General features: G+C 57.8%; 21 protein-coding genes. 11 read left to right on the top strand and 10 right to left on the bottom strand.

Annotated elements, in window-relative coordinates; translation table 11 throughout:
* Nucleotides 1–75: 75 nt before the first annotated feature.
* Together mprF and B195_RS05430 are read left to right on the top strand one after the other, a co-directional pair.
* Nucleotides 76–2718, top strand: coding sequence for a bifunctional lysylphosphatidylglycerol flippase/synthetase MprF (mprF, locus tag B195_RS05435; RefSeq protein ID WP_003443005.1), 2643 nt, complete (start codon nucleotides 76–78; stop codon nucleotides 2716–2718).
* A complete protein-coding gene (locus B195_RS05430; protein WP_003443006.1) occupies nucleotides 2718–3998 on the top strand; it encodes a virulence factor family protein in 1281 nt (426 codons plus the stop codon). Before mprF ends, B195_RS05430 begins: the two co-directional genes overlap by 1 nt.
* Nucleotides 3999–4080: 82 nt before the next feature.
* On the opposite strand, the gene B195_RS05425 is transcribed toward B195_RS05430, so the two are convergent.
* A complete protein-coding gene (locus tag B195_RS05425; RefSeq protein WP_003443008.1) occupies nucleotides 4081–5982 on the bottom strand; it encodes a potassium transporter Kup in 1902 nt (633 codons plus the stop codon).
* Nucleotides 5983–6273: 291 nt separating this feature from the next.
* Between B195_RS05425 and rimO the strand changes: the two genes are divergently transcribed.
* The 5 genes from rimO (at nucleotide 6274) to tsaA (ending at nucleotide 10316) form a co-directional block, all read left to right on the top strand.
* A complete protein-coding gene (gene rimO, locus B195_RS05420; RefSeq protein WP_003443009.1) occupies nucleotides 6274–7611 on the top strand; it encodes a 30S ribosomal protein S12 methylthiotransferase RimO in 1338 nt (445 codons plus the stop codon).
* Between the two features lie 98 nt (nucleotides 7612–7709).
* A complete protein-coding gene (locus B195_RS05415) occupies nucleotides 7710–8174 on the top strand; it encodes a GNAT family N-acetyltransferase (protein WP_003443010.1) in 465 nt (154 codons plus the stop codon).
* Nucleotides 8175–8245: 71 nt separating this feature from the next.
* Nucleotides 8246–8956, top strand: coding sequence for an rRNA pseudouridine synthase (locus tag B195_RS05410; protein ID WP_003443011.1), 711 nt, complete (start codon nucleotides 8246–8248; stop codon nucleotides 8954–8956).
* A gap of 76 nt (nucleotides 8957–9032) precedes the next feature.
* Nucleotides 9033–9494 (top strand): DUF1456 family protein, encoded by a 462-nt coding sequence (locus tag B195_RS05405; RefSeq protein ID WP_003443012.1) that lies wholly within the window; start codon nucleotides 9033–9035, stop codon nucleotides 9492–9494.
* A 126-nt stretch (nucleotides 9495–9620) separates the two neighbouring features.
* A complete protein-coding gene (gene tsaA, locus B195_RS05400; protein WP_003443013.1) occupies nucleotides 9621–10316 on the top strand; it encodes a tRNA (N6-threonylcarbamoyladenosine(37)-N6)-methyltransferase TrmO in 696 nt (231 codons plus the stop codon).
* A 59-nt stretch (nucleotides 10317–10375) separates the two neighbouring features.
* Here tsaA and fpr read toward each other — a convergent pair whose 3' ends face one another.
* Complete coding sequence (gene fpr / locus B195_RS05395; RefSeq protein WP_003443014.1) at nucleotides 10376–11155, bottom strand: ferredoxin-NADP reductase; 780 nt, start codon at nucleotides 11153–11155, stop codon at nucleotides 10376–10378.
* A 117-nt stretch (nucleotides 11156–11272) separates the two neighbouring features.
* Between fpr and B195_RS05390 the strand changes: the two genes are divergently transcribed.
* Entirely contained in the window at nucleotides 11273–12199 is a 927-nt protein-coding gene (locus B195_RS05390; protein ID WP_003443015.1) for a LysR family transcriptional regulator, read from the top strand.
* On the opposite strand, the gene B195_RS05385 is transcribed toward B195_RS05390, so the two are convergent.
* From B195_RS05385 to B195_RS05375, 3 genes are all read right to left on the bottom strand, one after another.
* Complete coding sequence (locus tag B195_RS05385) at nucleotides 12196–12558, bottom strand: diacylglycerol kinase (RefSeq protein WP_003443016.1); 363 nt, start codon at nucleotides 12556–12558, stop codon at nucleotides 12196–12198. The genes B195_RS05390 and B195_RS05385 overlap by 4 nt on opposite strands.
* Before the next feature lie 76 nt (nucleotides 12559–12634).
* Nucleotides 12635–13285: a response regulator transcription factor ErdR gene (gene erdR / locus B195_RS05380; RefSeq protein ID WP_003443017.1), complete on the bottom strand. Its 651-nt coding sequence runs from the start codon at nucleotides 13283–13285 to the stop codon at nucleotides 12635–12637.
* A 296-nt stretch (nucleotides 13286–13581) separates the two neighbouring features.
* Nucleotides 13582–14334 (bottom strand): tRNA-uridine aminocarboxypropyltransferase, encoded by a 753-nt coding sequence (locus tag B195_RS05375; protein WP_029612271.1) that lies wholly within the window; start codon nucleotides 14332–14334, stop codon nucleotides 13582–13584.
* Between the two features lie 229 nt (nucleotides 14335–14563).
* Between B195_RS05375 and B195_RS05370 the strand changes: the two genes are divergently transcribed.
* Nucleotides 14564–14974, top strand: a complete 411-nt coding sequence (locus tag B195_RS05370) for a PA3611 family quorum-sensing-regulated virulence factor (RefSeq protein ID WP_003443021.1) — start codon at nucleotides 14564–14566, stop codon at nucleotides 14972–14974.
* A gap of 222 nt (nucleotides 14975–15196) precedes the next feature.
* Nucleotides 15197–16309 (top strand): TIGR00730 family Rossman fold protein, encoded by a 1113-nt coding sequence (locus B195_RS05365; protein WP_003443023.1) that lies wholly within the window; start codon nucleotides 15197–15199, stop codon nucleotides 16307–16309.
* A 192-nt stretch (nucleotides 16310–16501) separates the two neighbouring features.
* On the opposite strand, the gene recX is transcribed toward B195_RS05365, so the two are convergent.
* From recX to B195_RS05340, 5 genes are all read right to left on the bottom strand, one after another.
* Nucleotides 16502–16969 (bottom strand): recombination regulator RecX, encoded by a 468-nt coding sequence (recX, locus tag B195_RS05360; protein ID WP_003443026.1) that lies wholly within the window; start codon nucleotides 16967–16969, stop codon nucleotides 16502–16504.
* Nucleotides 16970–16977: 8 nt separating this feature from the next.
* Entirely contained in the window at nucleotides 16978–18084 is a 1107-nt protein-coding gene (gene recA / locus B195_RS05355) for a recombinase RecA (RefSeq protein WP_003443029.1), read from the bottom strand.
* Between the two features lie 83 nt (nucleotides 18085–18167).
* On the bottom strand, nucleotides 18168–18668 hold the full coding sequence (locus B195_RS05350; protein ID WP_003443032.1) for a CinA family protein: 501 nt from the start codon (nucleotides 18666–18668) through the stop codon (nucleotides 18168–18170).
* 109 nt (nucleotides 18669–18777) lie between these two features.
* On the bottom strand, nucleotides 18778–19119 hold the full coding sequence (locus B195_RS05345; RefSeq protein ID WP_003443035.1) for a phage holin family protein: 342 nt from the start codon (nucleotides 19117–19119) through the stop codon (nucleotides 18778–18780).
* Between the two features lie 264 nt (nucleotides 19120–19383).
* Nucleotides 19384–20112 carry an XRE family transcriptional regulator gene (locus B195_RS05340; protein ID WP_083912790.1) on the bottom strand — a complete coding sequence of 243 codons (729 nt, stop codon included), beginning with the start codon at nucleotides 20110–20112 and terminating at the stop codon, nucleotides 19384–19386.
* Between the two features lie 178 nt (nucleotides 20113–20290).
* On the opposite strand from B195_RS05340, the gene mutS reads away from it, so the two are divergent.
* Entirely contained in the window at nucleotides 20291–22870 is a 2580-nt protein-coding gene (gene mutS / locus B195_RS05335) for a DNA mismatch repair protein MutS (RefSeq protein ID WP_003443042.1), read from the top strand.
* Nucleotides 22871–22973: the final 103 nt, after the last annotated feature.

Here is a 22973-nt window from a genome sequence, read left to right as displayed (position 1 = left end):
AAAAACTTTAGCCAAAAGGATTGGTAACTTGAGTTTATGCCCCCATCCTGTCGCGCACGATCCACGAGGTGATTGATGCCCGATAACTCGCCAGAACTTAAAGAAGCCGTTACAGCAGCCCACCCGATTGCCGCAACTCGTTTGCGCTGGCTGGATTTGTTGAGCAAATACCGTCAACCCATTGGCCTTGCACTCACTTTACTGTTGTTTGCGATTGCGCTGATCGCGTGCCGGCATCTGCTCAGCGAGCTTGATCTATATGCCCTGCAAGACTCAATTCTGGAAGTCCCCAAGCCCGCCCTCCTCGGCGCCCTGGCTGCGACGGCCGTAGGGTTCGTGATTTTGCTCGGCTACGAGTGGTCCGCCAGTCGTTATGCAGGGGTCAAGCTACCCCCCAAAACCCTGGCCCTGGGGGGCTTTACCGCCTTTGCCATTGGCAACGCCATCGGCCTGTCACTGTTGTCCGGCGGCTCTGTGCGTTATCGCCTGTATGCACGACATGGTGTTGGCGCCTCCGAAGTCGCCCATATGACGCTGTTTGCCAGCCTGTCCCTGGGCTGCGCACTACCGCCCCTCGCGGCGCTGGCAACCCTGAGCAACCTGCCTGCGGCCTCCGCCGCCTTGCATATTCCCGCCTATCTATTGGGGGCGATCGCTTTTGCGGTTCTGGCGTTATTCGGTTTGTTGGCGCTGGGTATTTATCGACGTCGCCTGCCCGAGCAGCCGATCCCCGACAACCTGCTGGTAAAGGCCGGACGCCGCACGCTGCGTCTGCCAAGCCCGCGCCTGACCCTGTTGCAGCTGGTCATTACGGCACTGGATGTCGCCGCTGCGGCCACAGTCCTGTATTTATTGCTGCCTGAAGCACCGCCTTTTGGTCCATTCCTGCTGGTTTATCTGCTGGCGCTGGCTGCCGGCGTACTCAGCCATGTGCCGGGCGGCGTCGGGGTCTTTGAAGCCATCTTGCTTGCCGCCTTTGCCAACCAGCTGGGTGCCGCACCCCTGGCTGCGGCCCTGCTGCTGTATCGCATGATCTATGTGATCATGCCGCTGCTGGTCGCATGCCTGATGCTGCTGATCAACGAAGCCCAACGACTGATTCATACCCGCCAAAGCCTGCGGGTGGCCTCAGGCCTCGCGGCACCGGTCCTGGCTGTTCTGGTGTTTATGTCCGGGGTGGTTTTGCTGTTCTCGGGCGCCACTCCCGAGATCGACACCCGCCTGGAACACATCGGCTTCCTGATCCCCCATCGCCTGATTGACGCCTCGCACTTCGGCGCCAGCCTGATCGGGGTTCTGTGCCTGCTACTGGCCCAGGGCCTGCGCCGGCGCTTGTCGGCAGCCTGGATGCTGACCACCATTTTGCTGCTGGTGGGCGCCGTGCTTTCCCTGCTCAAAGGCTTTGACTGGGAGGAAGCCTCCATTCTGGTTCTCACCGCCAGCCTGCTGGGACTGTTTCGCCGCTCGTTCTACCGCCCGAGCCGCCTGACCGAACTACCCTTTTCGCCACTGTATCTGGTGGCCAGCATTTGCGTCCTGGGTGCCTCGATCTGGCTGCTGCTGTTCGCCTATCAAGACGTTCCTTATAGCCATCAGCTGTGGTGGCAGTTCACCCTTGATTCTGACGCCCCGCGGGGCCTGCGCTCACTGATGGGCGCGGCAGTGCTGCTGGTGATTGTTTCGCTGACCTGGCTGCTGCGCACCGCGCGCCCGGTAATCCACTTGCCGGACGCCGGGGAGCTGGAAAGGGCCGAGAAAATCCTCCTGGCCTCCGATCAGCCCGATGGCGGCCTGGCCCTGACCGGCGACAAGGCCCTGCTGTTCCATCCGGACGACAACGCCTTCCTGATGTACGCCCGCCGAGGCCGCAGCCTGGTAGCTCTGTATGACCCCATCGGGCCTAACCAGCCCCGGGCCGAGCTGATCTGGCAGTTCCGTGACCTGTGCGATATCTACCACGCCCGGCCGGTGTTTTATCAAGTGCGCGCCGAGAACCTGCCGTTCTATATGGACATTGGCCTGACCGCGATCAAACTCGGCGAAGAAGCCCGGGTCGACTTGCACCGTTTTGATCTCGAAGCCAAAGGCAAAGAGATGAAAGACCTGCGCTACACCTGGAATCGCGGCACACGTGATGGCCTGTCACTGGAAATCCATGAGCCGGGAGAGGCGCCGATGGATGAGCTCAAGGTGATTTCCGATGCCTGGCTGACGGGCAAGAACGTGCGCGAAAAAGGCTTTTCCCTCGGAAGATTCAGCACCGAGTACATCAAGCACTTTCGCGTGGCCATTATCCGCTTTGAAGGCAAACCGGTGGCTTTCGCCAACCTGCTTGAGACCCACAGTCATGAACTGTCGAGCCTCGACCTGATGCGCGCCCACCCGGAGGCCCCAAAACTGACCATGGAATTCATGATGGTCGGCCTGATTCAACATTATAAAAAGCATGGATACGCACGTTTCAGCCTGGGAATGGTACCCCTGTCCGGTCTGCAACCGCGTCGCGGAGCGCCTTTGACCCAGCGTCTGGGGTCGATGTTGTTCCAGCGCGGCGAGCACCTGTACAACTTCCAGGGTTTGCGTCGCTTTAAAGACAAATTCCAGCCTGACTGGGAACCTCGTTATATGGCCGTGCCCGCAGGACTTGATCCGCTGGTGGCACTGGCTGATACCGCCGCCCTGATTGCAGGCGGCTTGACTGGATTGGTGAAACGTTAATGAAACATCGTTCCTGGCGGTTTTTATTGCTTACCTTGATAGTTCTGGTCGCGCTTGCAGCAGGCGGCTACTGGTTCTGGAATCGTCCTGCCCCGGAACCGACGATAGAACACCTGAGCCAAACCGACGGCTCGACCCTGACCAAAGTGATACCCGGCCAGAAAGCCAGGGCCCGGATCGTAATAGCCACTCCGGTCGAAGAAGCACTGAGCGACACCCAGCTGATGGCCTTGAGCCGTGGCGGCAAAGCACAACTGGTGCAGGTGATCCTGCCCAAGGAAGATTGCACCCTGCAGCAACAGGCCCTGCAGAACGCACTGCAAGAGCTTGACGGCCCTGCCACGCTGGTCAGTGGCATAGGTCCTGGCGCAACCCTGGCCTGGCGCTGGCTGGCCGGGCAAACCGATGACAAGGCGCAAGCCGTGTCAGTCGGTTTCATGCTCGAACAACCCGGCTGCACCCTGCCCTTGCCCAAGTCGGCGGCACACGGCAATTGGCTGGTGGCCTGGAACGACAACCCTGACGACCCGAGCGCCGCCTTCGTACGCGATCAGCCGAATGCTCAGACCAGCATCAGCGACTACGACATTCACTACCCCCAAGTACTCAGCAATGAGCTGCGCAAAATACTGGTGGGGGATGAAAACGGCGGGCTGAACATGCCTGTGGTCGAAGTACCGGCCGGCCAGCAAAACAGCACCGTGACCCTGTTCCTGTCCGGTGACGGCGGCTGGCGCGACCTGGATCGCGACGTGGCCGGCGAGATGGCGAAGATCGGCTACCCGGTGGTCGGCATCGACATGCTGCGCTACTACTGGCAGCACAAGACCCCGGAGCAAAGCGCTACCGATCTGACCGAGCTGATGCAGCACTATCGGCAAAAGTGGGGTACCCAGCGCTTTGTACTGGTCGGCTATTCATTTGGTGCCGACGTGTTGCCTGCCACCTTCAACCGCCTGCCTGAAGCCGAGCAAAAGCGCGTTGACGCCATCATCCTGCTGGCTTTTGCCCGTAGCGGCAGCTTTGAAATCCACGTCGACGGCTGGCTTGGCAAAGCCGGCGCAGAAGCCGATACCGGCGAAGAGATGTCCAGGCTGCCTGCCGCCAAAGTGGTGTGCATTTATGGCGCGGAAGAAGTCGATGAAAGCGGCTGCACTGCCAAGACCGCCGTCGGTGAAAGCATGAAGCTGCCAGGGGGTCATCACTTTGACGAGAACTACCCGGCTCTGGCCCAGCGCCTGGTAGACGTCATCAAGAAGCATCAGGCAACCGCACCGTAATCCCCCGCAACCCTGCAGCAGTCAGCAACAAAAAAGCCCCGGTTCTCACGAACCGGGGCTTTTTTTGGTCATCTCGACAGGGCTACATCTCGACCTGGGTTCCCAGCTCAATTACCCGGTTGACGGGTAGCCTGAAGAATCGCAGGTTGCCGTTGGCGTTCTTCAGCATGAAGGCAAACAGCGTCTCGCGCCAACGCGCCATGCCCACAATCTTGGAGGCAATCACCGTTTCCCGGCTCAGGAAGTAGGTGGTGCGCATCGGACTGAAATCCAGCTCGTCGAGATGGCACAGTTTCAACGCCTCAGGCACATCCGGCTCATCCATAAAGCCGAAGTGCAGGATCACCCGGAAGAAGCCGTCGCCATAGGAGTCCACCTCGAAACGCCTCTGGGCAGGCACCCGCGGCGAATCTTCGTTGACCACGGTCAGCAACACCACCTGCTCATGCAGCACCTGGTTGTGCAACAGGTTGTGCAGCAGCGCGTGGGGCACGGCATCTGGCCGGGCGGTCAGAAACACGGCCGTACCCTGTACCCGATGCGGCGGCTGCACCCGAATGCTGCTGATGAACAGCGGTAGCGGCAACGCGCTTTCATCAAGACGGTCGACCAATAGCTGTTTACCGCGCCGCCAGGTGGTCATCAGGATGAACAGCACAATCCCCGCCAGTACCGGGAATGCACCGCCCTGGACAATTTTCGGCACGTTGGCGGCAAAGAACAGGCCGTCCACCAGGAGAAAGCCGATCAACACCGGGACCGCCAGAACTGGCGGCCACTTCCACAGCAGCAGCATCACCGCCGATACCAGAATACTGGTGATCAGCATGGTCCCGGTCACGGCCACACCATAGGCCGAAGCCAGAGCGCCGGAGGACTCAAAGCCCAGCACCAGCAAAATAACCCCGACCATCAAGGACCAGTTCACTGCTCCGATATAAATCTGCCCCTGCTCGGCACTGGAGGTGTGCTGGATATGCATACGCGGTACATAACCCAGCTGAATGGCCTGATGGGTCAAGGAGAACGCACCGGAAATCACGGCCTGGGATGCAATCACGGTCGCCAGCGTAGCCAGGCCCACCAGCGGGATCAGTGCCCAGCTGGGTGCCAACAGATAGAAAGGGTTGCGGGCCGCCTCCGGGTTTTCCAGCAACAAGGCCCCCTGGCCGAAGTAGTTCAGCACCAGCGCCGGCAATACCAGAATGAACCAGGCCCGGGCAATCGGCTTGCGCCCGAAGTGCCCCATGTCGGCATACAGCGCTTCGGCCCCCGTCAAAGCCAGCACCACGGCGCCCAGAATGGCAACGCCCATGCCCGGGTGAGAGACAAAGAAACGTACACCCCATACCGGGTTCAGCGCGTTCAACACTTCAGGATGCTGCAAGATACCGTGTATCCCGAGTCCGCCCAGCACCACAAACCACAGCACCATGATCGGGCCAAACAGCTTGCCCAGCATGGCGGTACCCCGGCGCTGGATCAAAAACAGCGCAATCAGGATGACCAGGGACAGGGGCACCACCCAGCGCTCCAGCCCGGTGAACGCCAGCTCAAGCCCTTCGACGGCAGACAGTACCGAGATCGCCGGAGTGATCATGCTGTCGCCGTAAAACAGCGAAGCCCCGATCAACCCCAGAATGACCAGCACCGAGCGCAGCCTGGGATAAGGCGCAGCAGCCCGTCGCGCCAACGCGGTAAGGGCCATGATCCCGCCCTCGCCCTCGTTGTCGGCCCGCAGGATAAACAGAACGTACTTGATCGACACGACCCAGATCAGCGACCACAGGATCAACGCCAAAATGCCGAACACGCCATCGTGGCTGACCTGTACTCCGTAGCCGCCCGAAAACACCTCTTTAAGGGTGTACAGCGGACTGGTGCCGATATCGCCGTACACCACGCCAACTGCAGCAACCAGCATCCCGATGGGCTTTACCTTTGCGTGACCGTCTTCTGCAGCCTGACTACTTACCTGCCCCATCAACCACTCCTACGATCACGGACCGTGCTTCTTAATGGTTTGCGCCACTTTTGATCAGCAGCATGCGCTGATTTTCCGACTCACATTGACGAAATTGCGCTGTTTAAAAACCCTATTTTCGCAACGGCGCGCAGCATAGCGCAGCACTCGTCGTAAATCCCTGTATAACGCTGGTCAACTGCGTTGACCATAGCTAAAATTGCGCACTTTTTTTGATCAGAGGCGCATCAAGCGCCCGTTCGTCGTGCAGCCTTTACGGGCATGTAACGTCACTACATACCGAGGTTCGCCATGTCCACCGTTACCACGCCAGCCGCCCCCAAGGTCGGCTTCGTCTCCCTGGGTTGCCCCAAAGCCCTGGTCGACTCCGAACGCATCCTCACGCAGCTGCGTATGGAAGGCTACGATGTCGTCTCTACCTACCAGGACGCCGATGTCGTGGTGGTCAACACCTGCGGTTTCATCGACAGCGCCAAGGCTGAATCACTGGAAGTGATTGGTGAAGCCATCAAGGAAAACGGCAAGGTTATCGTGACCGGCTGCATGGGCGTGGAAGAAAGCGCCATCCGCAATGTTCACCCGAGCGTGCTGGCCGTCACCGGCCCGCAGCAGTACGAGCAAGTGGTCAACGCCGTGCACGACGCCGTGCCCCCCAACCTGAACCACAACCCGCTGATCGACCTGGTGCCGCCTCAAGGTGTCAAACTGACGCCGCGTCACTACGCGTACCTGAAGATATCCGAAGGCTGCAACCACAGCTGCAGCTTCTGCATCATCCCGTCGATGCGCGGCAAACTGGTCAGCCGCCCGGTAGGCGACGTCCTCGACGAAGCCCAGCGCCTGGTCAAGGCCGGCGTCAAAGAGCTGCTGGTGATTTCCCAGGACACCAGCGCCTATGGCGTAGACGTGAAATACCGTACCGGTTTCTGGAACGGCGCGCCGGTCAAGACCCGCATGACCGAACTCTGCGAAGCACTGAGCTCGCTGGGTGTCTGGGTACGCCTGCACTACGTTTACCCGTACCCGCACGTTGACGAGCTGATTCCGCTGATGGCCGCCGGCAAGATCCTGCCGTACCTGGACATCCCGTTCCAGCACGCCAGCCCGAAAGTGCTCAAGGCCATGAAGCGCCCGGCATTTGAAGACAAGACCCTGGCCCGCATCAAGAACTGGCGCGTCATCTGCCCGGACCTGATCATCCGCTCGACCTTCATTGTCGGCTTCCCGGGCGAGACCGAAGAGGACTTCCAGTACCTGCTCGACTGGCTGACAGAAGCGCAACTGGATCGCGTAGGCTGCTTCCAGTACTCCCCTGTGGAAGGTGCTCCGGCCAATTTGCTGGACGCGGCCATCGTGCCGGATGACATCAAGCAGGACCGCTGGGACCGCTTCATGGCCCACCAGCAGGCCATCAGCGCGGCCCGCCTGCAGATGAAAATCGGCAAGGAAATCGAAGTCCTGATTGACGAAGTAGACGAGCAAGGCGCTGTTGGCCGTTGCTTCTTCGACGCTCCGGAAATCGACGGCAACGTATTTATCGCCACCGAAAAAGACATCAAGCCCGGCGACAAGATCATGTGCCGTGTGACCGATGCTGACGAGTATGACTTGTGGGCTGAAGTCATCTAAACAGCGACCGCGTCTCAAAAAGCCCTGCCGCCCTGGCGTCAGGGCTTTTTTTACGGCTATCGTAAACCTGTCGCTTCCATCGTCAGGAGACATGCACGATGCAACAGAAATGGGCTATCCATACACCCCGCCTTACGGACTTCGAAGAATTGACCGACGTGTGGGAAGCCTCGGTTCGCGCCACCCATGACTTTTTGCCCGACAGTTATATTCAACAACTGCGCCAACTGGTCAAAGACCAGTATCTGGACGCCGTGATGCTGATCTGCTGCAAGGATCCTGTCAGCAAACGCATCAGCGGTTTTGCCGGAGTAGCTGCGGGCAAGGTTGAAATGCTCTTCATCCACCCGCACTTCCGGGGCCAGGGCATTGGCAAGTGCCTGCTCAAATTCGCCATCGACGAACTGAATGCACAGGCACTGGACGTCAATCAGCAAAACCCGCAAGCCATCGGCTTTTACCTCAAGCAGGGCTTTGAGGTGGCCGGACGCAGCGAAAAAGACGGCATGGGCCAGCCTTATCCGCTACTGCACCTGCGGTATAAGCGCCCAACACGCGCATAAGGCAAATGTTGCCGGGCTTAACCGGCGCCAGGCGGGTACAATAGCCGCCCAATTCCTTTACGGCCCCTGTCATGTCTGAACCGATACGTCTCTCCAAACGCCTCATCGAACTCGTCGGCTGCTCCCGCCGTGAGGCCGAACTGTTCATTGAAGGTGGCTGGGTCACGGTAGATGGCGAAGTCATCGACGAGCCGCAATTCAAGGTCGACAACCAAAAAGTCGAGCTGGACCCGCAAGCCAAGGCCACGGCCCCCGAGCCTGTGACCATTTTGCTGAACGCTCCGCCAGGCCTGGATACTGACAGCGCCATGGCCCTGATCGGCCCCGAGTCACTGAGCGAAGAACACCGCTACGGCAAGCGTCCGCTCAAGGGCCACTTTCTGCGCCTGAGCGTTGGCAACGAACTCCAGGCCAACGCCAGCGGCCTGCTGGTGTTTACCCAGGACTGGAAAATCGTCCGCAAGCTGACCGCCGACGCCAACAAAATCGAGCAGGAATACGTGGTCGAAGTCTCTGGCGAGATGGCTCCCCACGGTTTGAACCGGCTCAATCACGGCATGACCTACAAAGGGCGCGAGCTGCCTGCGGTTAAAGCCAGCTGGCAGAGTGAAAACCGCCTACGCTTTGCAATGAAAAACCCTCAGCCGGGCGTTATTGCACTGTTCTGTCAGGCTGTAGGCCTTACCGTCATTTCCATGCGCCGGATTCGCATTGGCGGGGTCTCGATGGGCAAGCTGCCTACAGGCCAATGGCGCTACATGACGACCAAAGAAAAGTTCTAAATAGCGCACCGCCCCGAACATTTCGACACCGCAGCAACGCCTGCGGTGCTCACTGCTGAATATCAGGATTGACCAAATGATTCATAACGACGTACTGCGCAGCGTGCGCTACATGCTCGACATCAGCGACAACAAGGTCGTTGAAATCATCAAACTGGGTGGCCTGGACGTCACTAAAGAAGACGTCCTGACCTACCTGAAAAAAGACGAAGAAGAAGGTTTTGTGCGCTGCCCTGACGAAGTGATGGCGCACTTCCTTGATGGTCTGGTGATTTTCAAGCGCGGCAAGGATGACAGCCGTCCAGCGGTCAAGATTGAAGTGCCGGTGACCAACAACGTGATCCTGAAAAAACTGCGCGTCGCTTTTGAACTCAAGGAAGACGACATGCACGCCATCCTCAAGGCTTCGGAGTTTCCAGTCTCCAAGCCCGAGCTGAGCGCCCTGTTCCGTAAATTCGGCCACACCAACTACCGCACCTGTGGCGACCAGTTGCTGCGCAACTTCCTCAAGGGTCTGACCCTGCGCATTCGCGGCTGATACTCGGCCTTCAGGCGCCATAAATCCTGTAGGAACTGGCTTGCCTGCAATGCAGACAACCCGATTGTTCTGGATAACCGCAGTGATGCGATCGCGAGCAAGCTCGCTCCTACAGAGGCATGACTTTTGACCTACAGCGTCTCCCCGATCGGTTTTGTGCGCTCTTGCTTCAAAGAGAAATTCGCCATTCCGCGCCAGCCGCAACTGGCCCCGGCCGCCCGTGGCGTGCTGGAGCTGGTCGCGCCCTTCGATCAAGGCGATGCCGTGCAGGGCCTGGAGCAGGTCAGCCATGTCTGGCTGCTGTTTGTGTTCCATCAGGCACTGGAAGACAAACCCCGGCTCAAGGTGCGTCCGCCGCGCCTGGGGGGCAACAAGTCGCTGGGGGTGTTTGCCACCCGCGCCACCCATCGCCCCAATGGCATAGGCCAGTCCGTGGTGAAGCTGGACAGGGTTGAAGCCGGTCGGCTGTTTATCTCGGGAATTGACTTGCTGGACGGGACGCCGATTCTCGACATCAAACCGTACGTGCCCTACGCCGATATCATCGATAGTGCCAGCAACAGCATGGCCAGCGCCGCGCCGGTGCTGATTCCCGTGCACTGGACTGACTCTGCCCTGCAACAGGCACACAGCCAGGCCCTGCGCCTGCAAGAGCCGCTGGTGGAGCTGATTGAGCAATGCCTGGCCCAGGACCCACGCCCGGCCTACCAGATTCCTGCTCCAGAGCGCGAATACGGTGCCCGCTTTTGGGATCTGGACGTACGCTGGCATTACCCGCAGCCGGATGTGATACGTGTGCTGGAAGTGATCCCGAAGCAATAGCCGCAAACAAAATGTGGGAGTCTGGCAAGCCAGCTCCCACATTTTTCAATCGGAGACGCTTACTTCTCGACGAAGGCGCGCTCGATCAGGTAGTCACCCGGCTCGCGCATACGCGGCGAAACTTTCAGCCCGAAGCTGTTGAGCACTTCGCTGGTTTCATCAAGCATGCTCGGGCTGCCGCACAACATGGCGCGGTCGTCCTGCGGGTTGATCGGTGGCAAACCAATATCGCTGAACAGCTTGCCGCTGCGCATCAGATCGGTCAGGCGGCCTTCGTTTTCGAATGGCTCACGGGTCACAGTCGGGTAGTAGATCAACTTGTCACGCAGCGCTTCGCCGAAGAACTCGTTCTGTGGCAAGTGCTCGGTGATGAACTCGCGATAAGCAACTTCGTTGACGTAACGGACACCGTGGCACAGGATCACTTTTTCGAAACGCTCGTAGGTTTCCGGATCCTGGATGACGCTCATGAATGGCGCCAGGCCCGTACCGGTGCTCAGCAGATACAAATGCTTGCCCGGCTTCAAATCGTCAAGCACCAGGGTGCCTGTCGGTTTTTTGCTGATGATGATCTCGTCGCCTTCCTTCAAGTGCTGCAACTGGGAAGTCAGCGGGCCATCCGGCACCTTGATGCTGAAGAACTCCAGATGCTCTTCCCAGTTCGGGCTGGCAATCGAATAGGCACGCATAAGCGGACGGCCATTGGGCTGTTGCAGGCCGATCATCACGAACTGACCGTTCTCAAAGCGCAGGCCCGGGTCGCGGGTGCACTTGAAGCTGAACAGGGTGTCGTTCCAGTGATGAACACTGAGGACACGTTCGTGGTTCATGTTGCTCATGTACGGGGCTCCTAAATTCGCCAGCGCTGACTATGGGCGCGATTGCATAACATTCTAATGGCGACGACAATATCTGTTAACTGAATTATTAAGATAAGGGTTATCGGTTATATCGATATGCGATTTACTCTCAGACAACTCCAGGTATTCGTTGCCGTCGCCCAGCAGGAGAGCGTGTCTCGCGCTGCCGGCTTGTTGGCCCTATCTCAATCTGCTGCCAGTACTTCAATCACCGAACTCGAGCGCCAGACCAGCTGCCAGTTGTTCGATCGCGCAGGCAAACGCTTAAGCCTCAACGCGCTGGGCCGCCAACTGCTGCCACAGGCAGTCGCCCTGCTGGATCAGGCCAAGGAAATCGAAGACCTGCTCAACGGCAAGTCCGGCTTTGGTTCATTGACCGTGGGCGCGACCCTGACCATTGGCAATTACCTAGCCACCTTGCTGATCGGCAGCTTCATGCAGGCTCACCCGGAAAGCCAGGTGAAACTGATTGTGCAAAACACTGCGCATATCGTGCAGCAAGTTGCGCATTATGAAATTGATCTGGGTCTGATTGAAGGCGATTGCAGCCACCCCGACATCGAAGTCCAGAGTTGGGTTGAAGATGAACTGGTGGTGTTTTGCGCCCCACAACATCCACTGGCTGCGCGCGGCCATGCCTCCCTGCAAGAGCTGGCCCATGAAGCCTGGATTCTGCGCGAGCAAGGCTCCGGCACCCGCCTGACATTTGATCAGGCGATGCGCCATCACCAAAGCACGCTCAATATCCGTCTCGAACTGGAACATACCGAAGCAATCAAACGCGCCGTGGAGTCAGGCCTGGGGATAGGCTGCATCTCTCGCCTGGCATTGCGTGACGCCTTTCGACGCGGCAGTCTGGTCGCTGTAGAGACCCCCGACCTAGATCTGGCCCGGCAGTTCTTCTTTATCTGGCACAAGAAGAAGTATCAGACCTCGGCCATGCGCGAATTTCTGGAACTGTGCCGCGCTTTCACCGCGGGGGTGCAGCGCAGCGACGAGATCGTATTGCCTACAATCGCTTAAAGCAGAATCACTGCCCACACCACAGCAATCATGGTCAGCACCACAAACTGGGCGGCGCTGCCCATGTCCTTGGCGTTTTTGGACAGCGGGTGCAGATCGAGCGAGATGCGGTCGATGGCCGCTTCGATCGCCGAGTTCAGCAATTCAACGATCAGTGCCAGCAGGCATACCGCGATCAACAAGGCGCGCTCTACCCGGCTGACATTCAGAAAGAAGCTCAGCGGGATCAACACGACATTGAGCAGTACCAACTGGCGAAAAGCGGCTTCACCGGTAAAGGCCGCGCGCAAACCGTCCAGCGAGTAGCCGCCGGCATTCAAAATCCGTTTAAATCCGGTTTTACCTTTAAAAGGCGACATAGAGAGGCAACTGCGTAAAAAATGAGAGGGGAACGCTAGTTCACGCTTTGTCAAAAAAACGTGAAGAGCGGCAAGTTTAATGGCTCGAAATTGATTCAAGTTGCTGCAAGAGTAACGCGGCCTGGGTCCGGGTACGAACCCCCAGTTTACGGAAAATGGCGGTTACGTGCGCCTTGATGGTCGCTTCGGAAACACTCAGCTCATAGGCGATCTGCTTGTTCAGCAGACCCTCGCAGACCATGGTCAGCACCCGGAACTGCTGGGGCGTGAGACTGGCAAGGCCCTCACTGGCAGCCTTGGCCTCGGCTGACACCTGTACATCCTCAAACGCCTGGGGCGGCCAGCACACATCGCCATCCAGCACAGCCCGTACCGACTTCTGAATGTCTTCCAGCGAGCTGGACTTGGGGATAAAGCCACTGGCTCCAAACTCACGGGAGCGCACCATGATCGAGGCTTCCTCCTGGGCTGAAACCATTACCACCGGAATTTGCGGGTACTGGCCACGCAGCAATACCAGCCCGGAAAAACCATAGGCGCCGGGCATGTTCAAGTCGAGCAGTACCAGATCCCAATCGGCCTTTACTGCCAGCTGTGTTTCAAGCTCGGCAATACTGGCGACTTCAACCAGACGAACATCAGAACCCAGCCCCATAGTCACGGCTTGATGCAATGCACTGCGAAACAGTGGATGGTCGTCGGCTATCAGGATTTCGTATGTGGCCATTTTTTAAATGATCCTGTTTTTCAGGCGAGCCCTGATGTATTCCAGTACTCGCTAAGGCAATTCGAGCAACAGCGCAAATACTGTGCATCAAAGGGCGCGATTTACGCTAAACGTCGGAAAATATGGGCGCTTTAGCAGCAGTTGCAGCCGAATCGGCGCCAAGCATGCCCAGCACGACTGGGGTGGTCAAGTTGAAAACTTGAGGTCCCGATCCAAACTGAAGCCATCACGGCGCTATCATCCTCACCCTCTCGGGCACTCAACTGCATTTGCGCGAAAATTGTAGCGCTACTTCTTTAGTCTATTGAGACCGATTCCTGGGAAGGTCTTTTACAAAAAGTACCCAGTTCCAGATGCGCCGCGCTGGACTCATTCATCGGCAGTTGATTCCGGGCATCCAGATAATGCTGGCTGAAGACATCGAAATACGCGTCCAGCGCCGTGGATGCGTCGCTATCGCCCGCAAGATCGAGGCACAAACTGGCCACTTCGGCGGTACACAGGTGCTCACTGCGGGTGGATCTGCGCAAACGGTAGCGTGAGAGTTTCTCCGGCAGCAGGCTTAAAATAGGCAAGGCATCGAAGTACGGACTCTTGCGAAATATCTTGCGCGCTTCAGTCCAGGTAGCGTCGAGCAAGATAAACAGGGGGCGCTTGCTGCTGTCGATATCCACTGTGTGGGTCACACGTCCTGGCTCGACATATTCTCCGGGGAATACCAGATAGGGTTGCCACTGCGGATCAGACAACAAAGCGAGCAACGCCTCATCGGTCTCGGTTCGCGACCAGATAAAGGCGAAGTTGTCACTCACCACATCAGCGATCAGCCAGCCTGTATTGCTGGGCTTGAACACTTCCTTTTTGGTCATGATCAGGCACACACCCGAGCGCGCGTTAACCCTGGGCCGCCAACTGCACAGGCAATGGCTTTCTATAACGCGACAGGTATGGCAACGCGGTGCCCGTGACCCCCGCGACAAATAGGGTTTGGTGCTCTCCTCTTCACGCTCGTCTCGTAAACGGGCCACTGCATTAGGGGAAAAGGTCATCTGGGTCATGGTTTTTTACTTAAGGCGCCAACCGCTTATTCGCCATGAGTGGCGCACAAGCAGATAAACAATAGAAAGGCGCGAAGTCTAACAGAGGCAGAGCGCCGGCACTCGCCCCCATGACCTTTGGCATTTCCTGTCAGCTCATGCTGGCCTTATACTCCTGCGCCACTGAACGCACAGATCTATGACGGGTCAAACCCTGCGTCACGTCAATCAGGAGAGATTCATGTTGCGCACCATTATTCCAGCCGTAGCTCTATTGCTTGCACTGCCATTGGGCGCACAAGCGGCCTCTCTTGCAGAATTCAATCTGAATAAAAACCTGCAGCAGGTGGCTGAAAAAAGTAATGAAGGAAAGCCGCGCGCAATCAATGCCGACCTTCTGGATAAAGGTTTTACCGTCGATGGCACGGTATTGATCAATAATCTTGAAGCCAGCCCGACCCTGGCTGCACAAATGCGTTCCGCCCCGGAAGCCGCAGTGCCACAACTGGGCCGCAGCGTGTGCAGCAACCCGAACTTCCGCAAACTGATGGCCAAGGGCGCCACAATGCGCTTCGCTATCACGGAATATAAAACCGGCAAGTCGGTCTTGGTCCAGGACATCGGCGCTGACAATTGCCAGCGGAAAAACTGATTTTCTCTTCATTGCGTCAACACGCCGTAACTCCATACGGCGTGTGAACCCTGCCTCCTCCCCCTTGCACTGCAGCGACCATTCTTCATGCACATCAGGCAATTAGCTATTGCCAGTCAGGATGCGGCAAGACCATGATCAAGCCATCAGCTGGACACTAAGTGTCTGCGCGCCAGCCCCGTTTGCGGCGCCATCCTGGATGTTGTACACAAGGAGAAGTACATGCCTGATCAACCCAATGAGCCACTCGCGCTTCTCGAAAGCCAGGGCCTGGACCTTGCGCGACAGGTCGATGAACAATTGCAGCAGATTGCGTCAAATAGTCCGAATCGCCCGCTTTATCGCGAGATGATCCTGACCATATTGCGCATGGCCCACGACGACTTTGATCGCTGGAATGCCAAGATCACCCTGCAAGCCATTCGCGAACTCGAAAAAACCTTCCGCGTGCTGGAGCAGTTCAAGGGCCAGCGTAAAGTGACAGTCTTCGGCTCGGCTCGCACACCCGTTGAGCACCCGCTGTATGCACTGGCCCGCCAGGTGGGCGCAACCCTGGCAAAGTCAGATTTCATGGTGATTACCGGAGGCGGCGCCGGCATCATGGCGGCGGCCCATGAGGGCGCAGGGCTGGAACACAGCCTGGGCTTCAATATCACCCTGCCGTTTGAGCAACGGGCCAACCCCACCATCAACGGCACGGCCAACCTGCTGGCATTTCACTTCTTCTTTACCCGCAAGCTGTTTTTCATAAAAGAAGCAGATGCGCTGGTCATGTGCCCGGGCGGCTTTGGCACCCTGGATGAAGTGCTGGAAGTACTGACATTGATGCAAACCGGCAAAACGCCCTTGGTACCCGTGGTGTTACTGGATATGCCCGGTGGAACATTCTGGCAAAGCGCACTGGACTTCATTCGCAATCAACTGGAGGCCCACCAGTACATTCTGCCCAATGATTTGAAGTTGATGCGCCTGGTCCATACAGCCGAGGAGGCCGTGGCCGAGATCAATCAGTTCTACAGCAACTTCCATTCAAGCCGCTGGTTGACCAAAGACTTTGTGATACGCATGAAGCGCCCCGTGAGCATTTCGGCTCTGCAACATATACAGCAGACATTTGCCGATATCTGCCTGAGCGGCAGTTACGTGCAACAGGGCTATGAAGGCTTTGAACATGAAGATCCCAAGTTCAGCCACCTCACCTGCCTGAGCTTTGCATTTAGTGGCCGTAATCAAGGGCGACTGCGAGAGTTGATCGATTTTATCAACCTGCCGCAGAACTGGGCTGAAGTAGATAATGGACCCGGGCCAGTACTGAGTGAGTCAGTAACTCGGTAAAAGGTGAGCGTTCGTCAAACACTTCAAACGTCCTGCAGGAACAGAGTTTGCTCTGCGAGCTGATCCGAGTGTTTCAACTCAGGATCAGCTCGCAGAGCAAACTCGCTCCTGCAACAAGTTCGCGCCGACAAGTAGCACCTTTGTGCCCGGAATGCAGCAGAAGGCTATATGACAGAGCAACACTGAGTGCTATCAGTCATCGAACTCTCGGCCACTTAGCAGACGGCCGATCATTTCAAGCGGATAACCCCGGTAACTCAAGAAGCGCCCCTGGCGAGCACGCTCTTTTGCATCGTCCGGCATCTGCCCGGAAAACTTGCGCCGCCAGGTATCTTCCAGCTTTTCTTGCCAGTTGAAGCCGCATTCGCGCAACGCTTCCTCGACATCCCCACGGGGCAAGCCACGCTGGTTAAGCTCTTCGCGAATACGCAAAGGGCCATAACCAGAACCGGCACGGTAGGAAATATAACTTTCGAGGTAGCGCGACTCCGATAACAGCCCCTCTTCCGTTAAACGGTCGAGGGCGATATCGATCATGTCGGGGCAAGCGCCTCGCTGACGCAGCTTGCGCGTCAGCTCGACTCGACCGTGCTCACGTCGCGCGAGCAGGTCCATTGCAGTTCGTCGTACCGCGACGAGGTTATCCAGAACAGCCGTCATGGTATCTATCAGTTATCGCTGTCGGTAGCGTTTTCCATTTCTTCGGCTTCAGCCAGCGCTGCAGCTTCTTTGGCAGCCTTGCTCATCTTTGGCATGCTCTTTATTTCTGCAAGCTCACTATCGGTCTTTGGACCCAGCAGTTTTTCACGCAGCTGCTTCTCAAGGGTGTCCTTGATATCAGGATTGTCGTCCAGGAACTTGGCGGAGTTGGCCTTGCCCTGGCCGATCTTGCTGCCGTTATAGCTGTACCAGGCGCCCGCTTTCTCGACGAAGCCGTGCAAAACGCCCAGGTCGATCATCTCGCCATTGAGGTAGATGCCCTTGCCGTAAAGAATCTGGAACTCAGCCTGACGGAATGGCGGGGCAACCTTGTTCTTGACCACTTTGACACGGGTTTCGCTACCGACAACCACGTCGCCTTCTTTCACCGCGCCGGTGCGGCGGATATCCAGACGAACCGAAGCGTAGAACTTCAGCGCGTTACCACCCGTGGTGGTTTCCGGGCTACCGAACATCACGCCGATTTTCATCCGGATCTGGTTGATGAAGATCACCAGGCAGTTTGCGTTCTTGATGTTACCGGTGATTTTACGCAGCGCTTGCGACATCAGACGGGCTTGCAGGCCGACGTGCATGTCACCCATGTCGCCTTCAATTTCAGCTTTGGGCGTCAGTGCAGCAACGGAGTCGATAATGATCACGTCTACTGCATTGGAACGCACCAGCATGTCGGTGATTTCCAGAGCCTGCTCACCGGTGTCCGGCTGGGAGACCAGCAGGTCATCAACGTTCACACCCAGCTTGGCTGCGTATTCAGGATCAAGAGCGTGCTCGGCATCAACGAAGGCGCAAGTTGCACCGGCTTTTTGCGCCTGGGCAATCACCGACAGGGTGAGCGTGGTTTTACCCGAAGACTCAGGACCGTAGATTTCAACAATACGGCCTTTAGGCAGACCGCCAATGCCCAGTGCGATGTCCAGACCCAGCGAACCGGTAGAGATCGCCGGAACTGCCTGGCGTTCCTGATCGCCCATGAGCATCACGGCGCCCTTGCCGAATTGACGTTCGATCTGACCCAAGGCCGCAGCCAAGGCTTTCTTCTTGTTGTCGTCCATTAAAGTCCTCTCGTAATCAATAAGGCCTGACGGCCGATAACTGTATAAGTAGCCAGTATTATTCCACAGCGATAAACGATCGCCTACCCCTGATTTTTTATTTCTCGTACCGTTCGGCGTATTAGCCCTTCCAGAGCGGCAATCACCGTTTGCCGACGTACTTCATCGCGATTCCCGGCAAAGTGCCTGCGCTCGGCCGAAACCTCATTGCCAACCCCCCACGCCAGCCAGACAGTACCAACCGGCTTGTCCAGCGAACCGCCGCCCGGCCCGGCAACACCACTTACCGCTACGGCAAACCGCGCAGCACTTTGCACCTGCGCGCCACGCACCATCGCCTCGACGACCTCGCGACTGACTGCGCCTACCTGGGTAAACAAAGGTTGCGGGACATTCAGCTGCCGGGTCTTTTGCTGATTGGAGTAGGTTACAAAACCCGCCTCAAACCAGGCGGAACTGCCGGCAATTCGGGTGATGGCTTCTGCAATGCCCCCCCCGGTGCAGGACTCGGCGGTCGTTACTTGAGCGTTCAGAGTTTGTAACTGGTGCCCAAGTTCAGCTGCGAGTCGAGATATTGGGTCCATGGTTCTCTCCCGATGGGGTCAGTAAGCGCCATAACCTACACGAGCAGCCGGGTGTTGCAAGACGGCTCCACTGTCATGACAGACATCCCACAGGAAAAAGCTCCCGCTCTTACGGTTCAATCCGAGAATCGGCAGAACCATCGACCCCAAGCCGCTTGGCCGCCCAGCGCTGGTACAGACTGATGGCTGCATCCGCTCCGGCCAAAGCGGTCAGGCAACCAAAAGCACCGGCCGCCAGGATAGACATCCCTGCCGCGTACAGCAGCATGAAAGTCGAGACACCGCACACCATGCAGGCCCCCGAACGCAGGGCCAGGCGCCGCACCAGCAACCATCCGCTGGCGCCGTCTTTGTCGGCCCGCCACATTTCACCAAAAATGCCACCCACCAGGGCGAGAAGAATGACCAGCAAAACCGGCATCTCCAGCAGTAGTTGCGGTTCATTCAGCATGTCATCACTCCTGATTCCTTAATTGATAAGCGCCAGTTTCTGGCCTGGACTGAAAGCGGGCGCTATCGGTTACGTCGCCTCCCTGCACTTGAAAACTGCCATGAAGCAAAGACTATGCATGTATGGATATACAGTCAATGCATCAGTGCATATATTTTTCAGCGCACCTGTACAAGCCAACAAAGAGGGCGCAGACCGTAGGATTGGTCTTTAAAAAGACAAAAAAAAGCCCACGTTCATGTGGGCTTTTTTTTGAAATTTGCGCTAGCGAGCGTACATCCCCCACCAGAACACATGTCCGAGGATCACCAGTTGTTCATCCTCCAGATCGTTGTAGGCATAGTCTTCATCCGGGTATTCATCCCGGTTGAAGCTGCGCAAACGAATCCCGCCTGCCAGACGATAGAGCTGCTTTACCCGCAGCTCACCGTTGTGATTGATCGCATACAGATCACCGTCGACGACCTCATCGAGCATGCGCTTGCCTGCATTGACGCCAACCGTTGCACCATCGCGCAACACCGGCAGCATGCTGTCGCCGCGCACTGTCACGCACTTTGCCTGGTCAAACTCCACGCCATTGTGGCGTAGGCTGCGCTTGCCAAAACGCAGCCGGGCACGCTCGCTCTCTTCAATGGCAAAGCGCCCCGTCCCGGCTGCCAGCTCCACCTGACGCAGGAACGCAATGGAGACTTCGTCATCCGCCACCGGGGTGTCGTCATCCCACAGACAGATATCATGCAACTCCGGGTGCAGGTGCTCGCTCGGGACAAGCAGATGACTATCGTCCCGACCCCGCAGCCGATCCGTACTGATGCGGAAGTATTCGGCAATTCTGGAGATGTGCCGATCAGAGGGATCGGCAATCTTGCCGCTCAAAATTCTCGACAGCGTGGACTGCGGCACACCGGTACTGCGGTGCAGCGCCATGGCGCTGATCCGGTGACGAACCAGCAGTTCGTTGAGGACAGTTGAAACAGTTCGTTTAGACATGACGGGAATAGTGCTGGCGCTGTTTGCAGATGGCAAACGCAATTTCTTCTATTAATAGCAGCCCGGAGTCCCCCTGTAGATGCGGGTAGCTGACATGTTAACCTTGCGACCATTATGAAAATCTCAGGCTGCGCGCCTGCCTTTCCCCACTTTCAAAACGAATCCGCCTAAGCCTCTCATGAGTAAAAACAGCTCCGACCTCTCCAGCCACACACCGATGATGCAGCAGTACTGGCGCCTGAAAAACCAGCACCCTGATCAGTTGATGTTCTATCGCATGGGCGACTTCTACGAGATCTTCTATGAAGACGCGAAGAAAGCCGCCAAGTTGCTGGACATCACCCTCACGGCGCGCGGGCAGTCGGCCGGACAGGCGATTCCGATGTGCGGGATTCCTTACCATGCCGCCGAAGGGTATTTGGCCAAGCTGGTAAAACTCGGCGAGTCGGTGGTGATTTGTGAACAGGTCGGCGATCCGGCGACCAGCAAGGGCCCGGTTGACCGCCAGGTGGTGCGCATCATCACCCCGGGTACGGTCAGCGATGAGGCGCTGCTTGATGAGCGTCGTGACAACCTGATTGCAGCGGTGCTGGGCGACGAACGCTTGTTTGGTCTGGCGGTACTGGACATCACCAGTGGCAATTTCTCGGTACTGGAAATCAAAGGCTGGGAAAACCTGCTGGCCGAGCTGGAGCGCATCAACCCGGTTGAATTGATGATCCCGGACGATTGGCCCCAAGGCCTGCCTGCGGAAAAACGCCGTGGCGTTCGACGCCGTGCACCCTGGGACTTTGAGCGCGACTCGGCGCTGAAAAGTCTGTGCCAACAGTTTTCAACCCAGGACCTTAAAGGCTTCGGTTGCGAGAACCTGACCCTGGCCATTGGCGCTGCCGGTTGCTTGCTCAGTTACGCCAAGGAAACCCAGCGTACCGCCCTGCCCCATTTACGCAGCCTGCGTCATGAACGCCTCGACGATACCGTGGTGCTCGACGGTGCCAGTCGACGCAACCTGGAGCTGGACACCAACCTGGCCGGTGGTCGCGACAATACATTGCAGTCCGTGGTGGACCGCTGCCAGACGTCAATGGGTAGCCGTTTGCTAACCCGCTGGCTGAACCGCCCATTGCGCGATTTGCCTGTGCTGCTGGCCCGCCAGTCGTCGATTACCTGCTTGCTGGATGGCTACCGTTTCGAAAAACTGCAGCCGCAGCTTAAAGAGATTGGCGATCTGGAGCGCATTCTGGCCCGTATCGGCCTGCGTAATGCGCGCCCGCGAGATCTGGCGCGCTTGCGCGATGCCTTGGGTGCCCTGCCCGAACTGCAAGACGCGATGATCGGGCTCGAAGCACCACACCTGCAGCAATTGACCACCAGCACCGGTACCTATCCCGAGCTGGCGGCATTGCTGGAAAAAGCAATTAACGACAACCCGCCGGCGGTGATCCGCGATGGCGGGGTATTGAAAACCGGTTATGACGCCGAGCTGGATGAGCTGCAATCACTGAGCGAAAACGCCGGACAGTTTTTGATCGATCTGGAAGCCCGGGAAAAAGCCCGAACCGGGCTGGCCAACCTCAAGGTCGGTTACAACCGGGTACATGGCTACTTTATCGAGCTGCCAAGCAAGCAGGCCGAGCAAGCCCCGGCTGATTACATCCGCCGCCAGACGCTAAAAGGCGCCGAGCGTTTTATCACCCCGGAACTCAAAGCTTTCGAAGACAAAGCCCTGTCGGCGAAAAGCCGTGCACTGGCCCGGGAGAAAATGCTCTACGAAGCATTGCTCGAAACCCTGATCGGTGAGCTGCCGCCGCTGCAGGACACCGCCGCTGCCCTGGCTGAGCTGGATGTCCTGAGCAACCTGGCCGAACGCGCGCTGAACCTCGATTTGAACTGCCCGCGCTTTGTTGACGAACCCTGCATGCGCATCAACCAGGGCCGCCATCCGGTGGTAGAGCAAGTGTTGACTACGCCGTTCGTGGCCAACGACCTGGCGCTGGATGACAACACCCGCATGCTGGTGATTACCGGTCCTAACATGGGCGGTAAATCGACCTACATGCGCCAGACCGCATTGATCGTACTGCTGGCGCACATAGGCAGCTTCGTTCCTGCTGCCAGTTGCGAGCTGTCGCTGGTGGACCGGATCTTCACCCGAATCGGTTCCAGCGATGACCTGGCGGGCGGGCGTTCGACCTTTATGGTTGAAATGAGCGAAACCGCCAACATCCTGCATAACGCCACCGAGCGCAGCCTGGTGCTGATGGATGAAGTTGGACGCGGCACCAGTACTTTCGACGGCCTGTCACTGGCCTGGGCTGCGGCAGAACGTCTCGCCCAATTGCGCGCCTACACCCTGTTTGCCACGCACTATTTCGAGCTGACCGTACTGCCCGAAAATGAGCCGCTGGTGGCCAACGTGCACTTGAGCGCAACCGAGCACAATGAGCGAATCGTGTTCCTGCACCATGTATTGCCGGGCCCGGCGAGTCAGAGCTATGGCCTGGCGGTAGCCCAGCTGGCCGGCGTGCCGCCCGAAGTCATCACCCGGGCCCGCGAGCACTTGAGCCGTCTGGAGACCACCAGTCTGCCCCATGAAGCACCCCGTCCGACGCCCGGTAAAAAATCGCCGCCACAGCAAAGCGACATGTTTGCCAGCCTGCCGCATCCGGTGCTGGACGACCTGTCCAAGGTCGATCTGGACAACATGACGCCACGTAAAGCACTTGATTTGCTCTACACATTAAAGACACGCATCTAACGCTGATGCGTTCAAGCTGATAGAATCGCGCGCGGTTCGGGATGCTACTGACCTTTTAGCCTGGTCTGTAGATATCACTCCCGAGCCCGGCGAACCCGTCCTG

The organism is Pseudomonas sp. Lz4W, from assembly GCF_000346225.2.
GTDB lineage: Bacteria > Pseudomonadota > Gammaproteobacteria > Pseudomonadales > Pseudomonadaceae > Aquipseudomonas > Aquipseudomonas paraversuta.
Note: the sequence above shows the minus strand (reverse complement) of the source record. Positions and strands in the feature narration are given on the sequence as shown.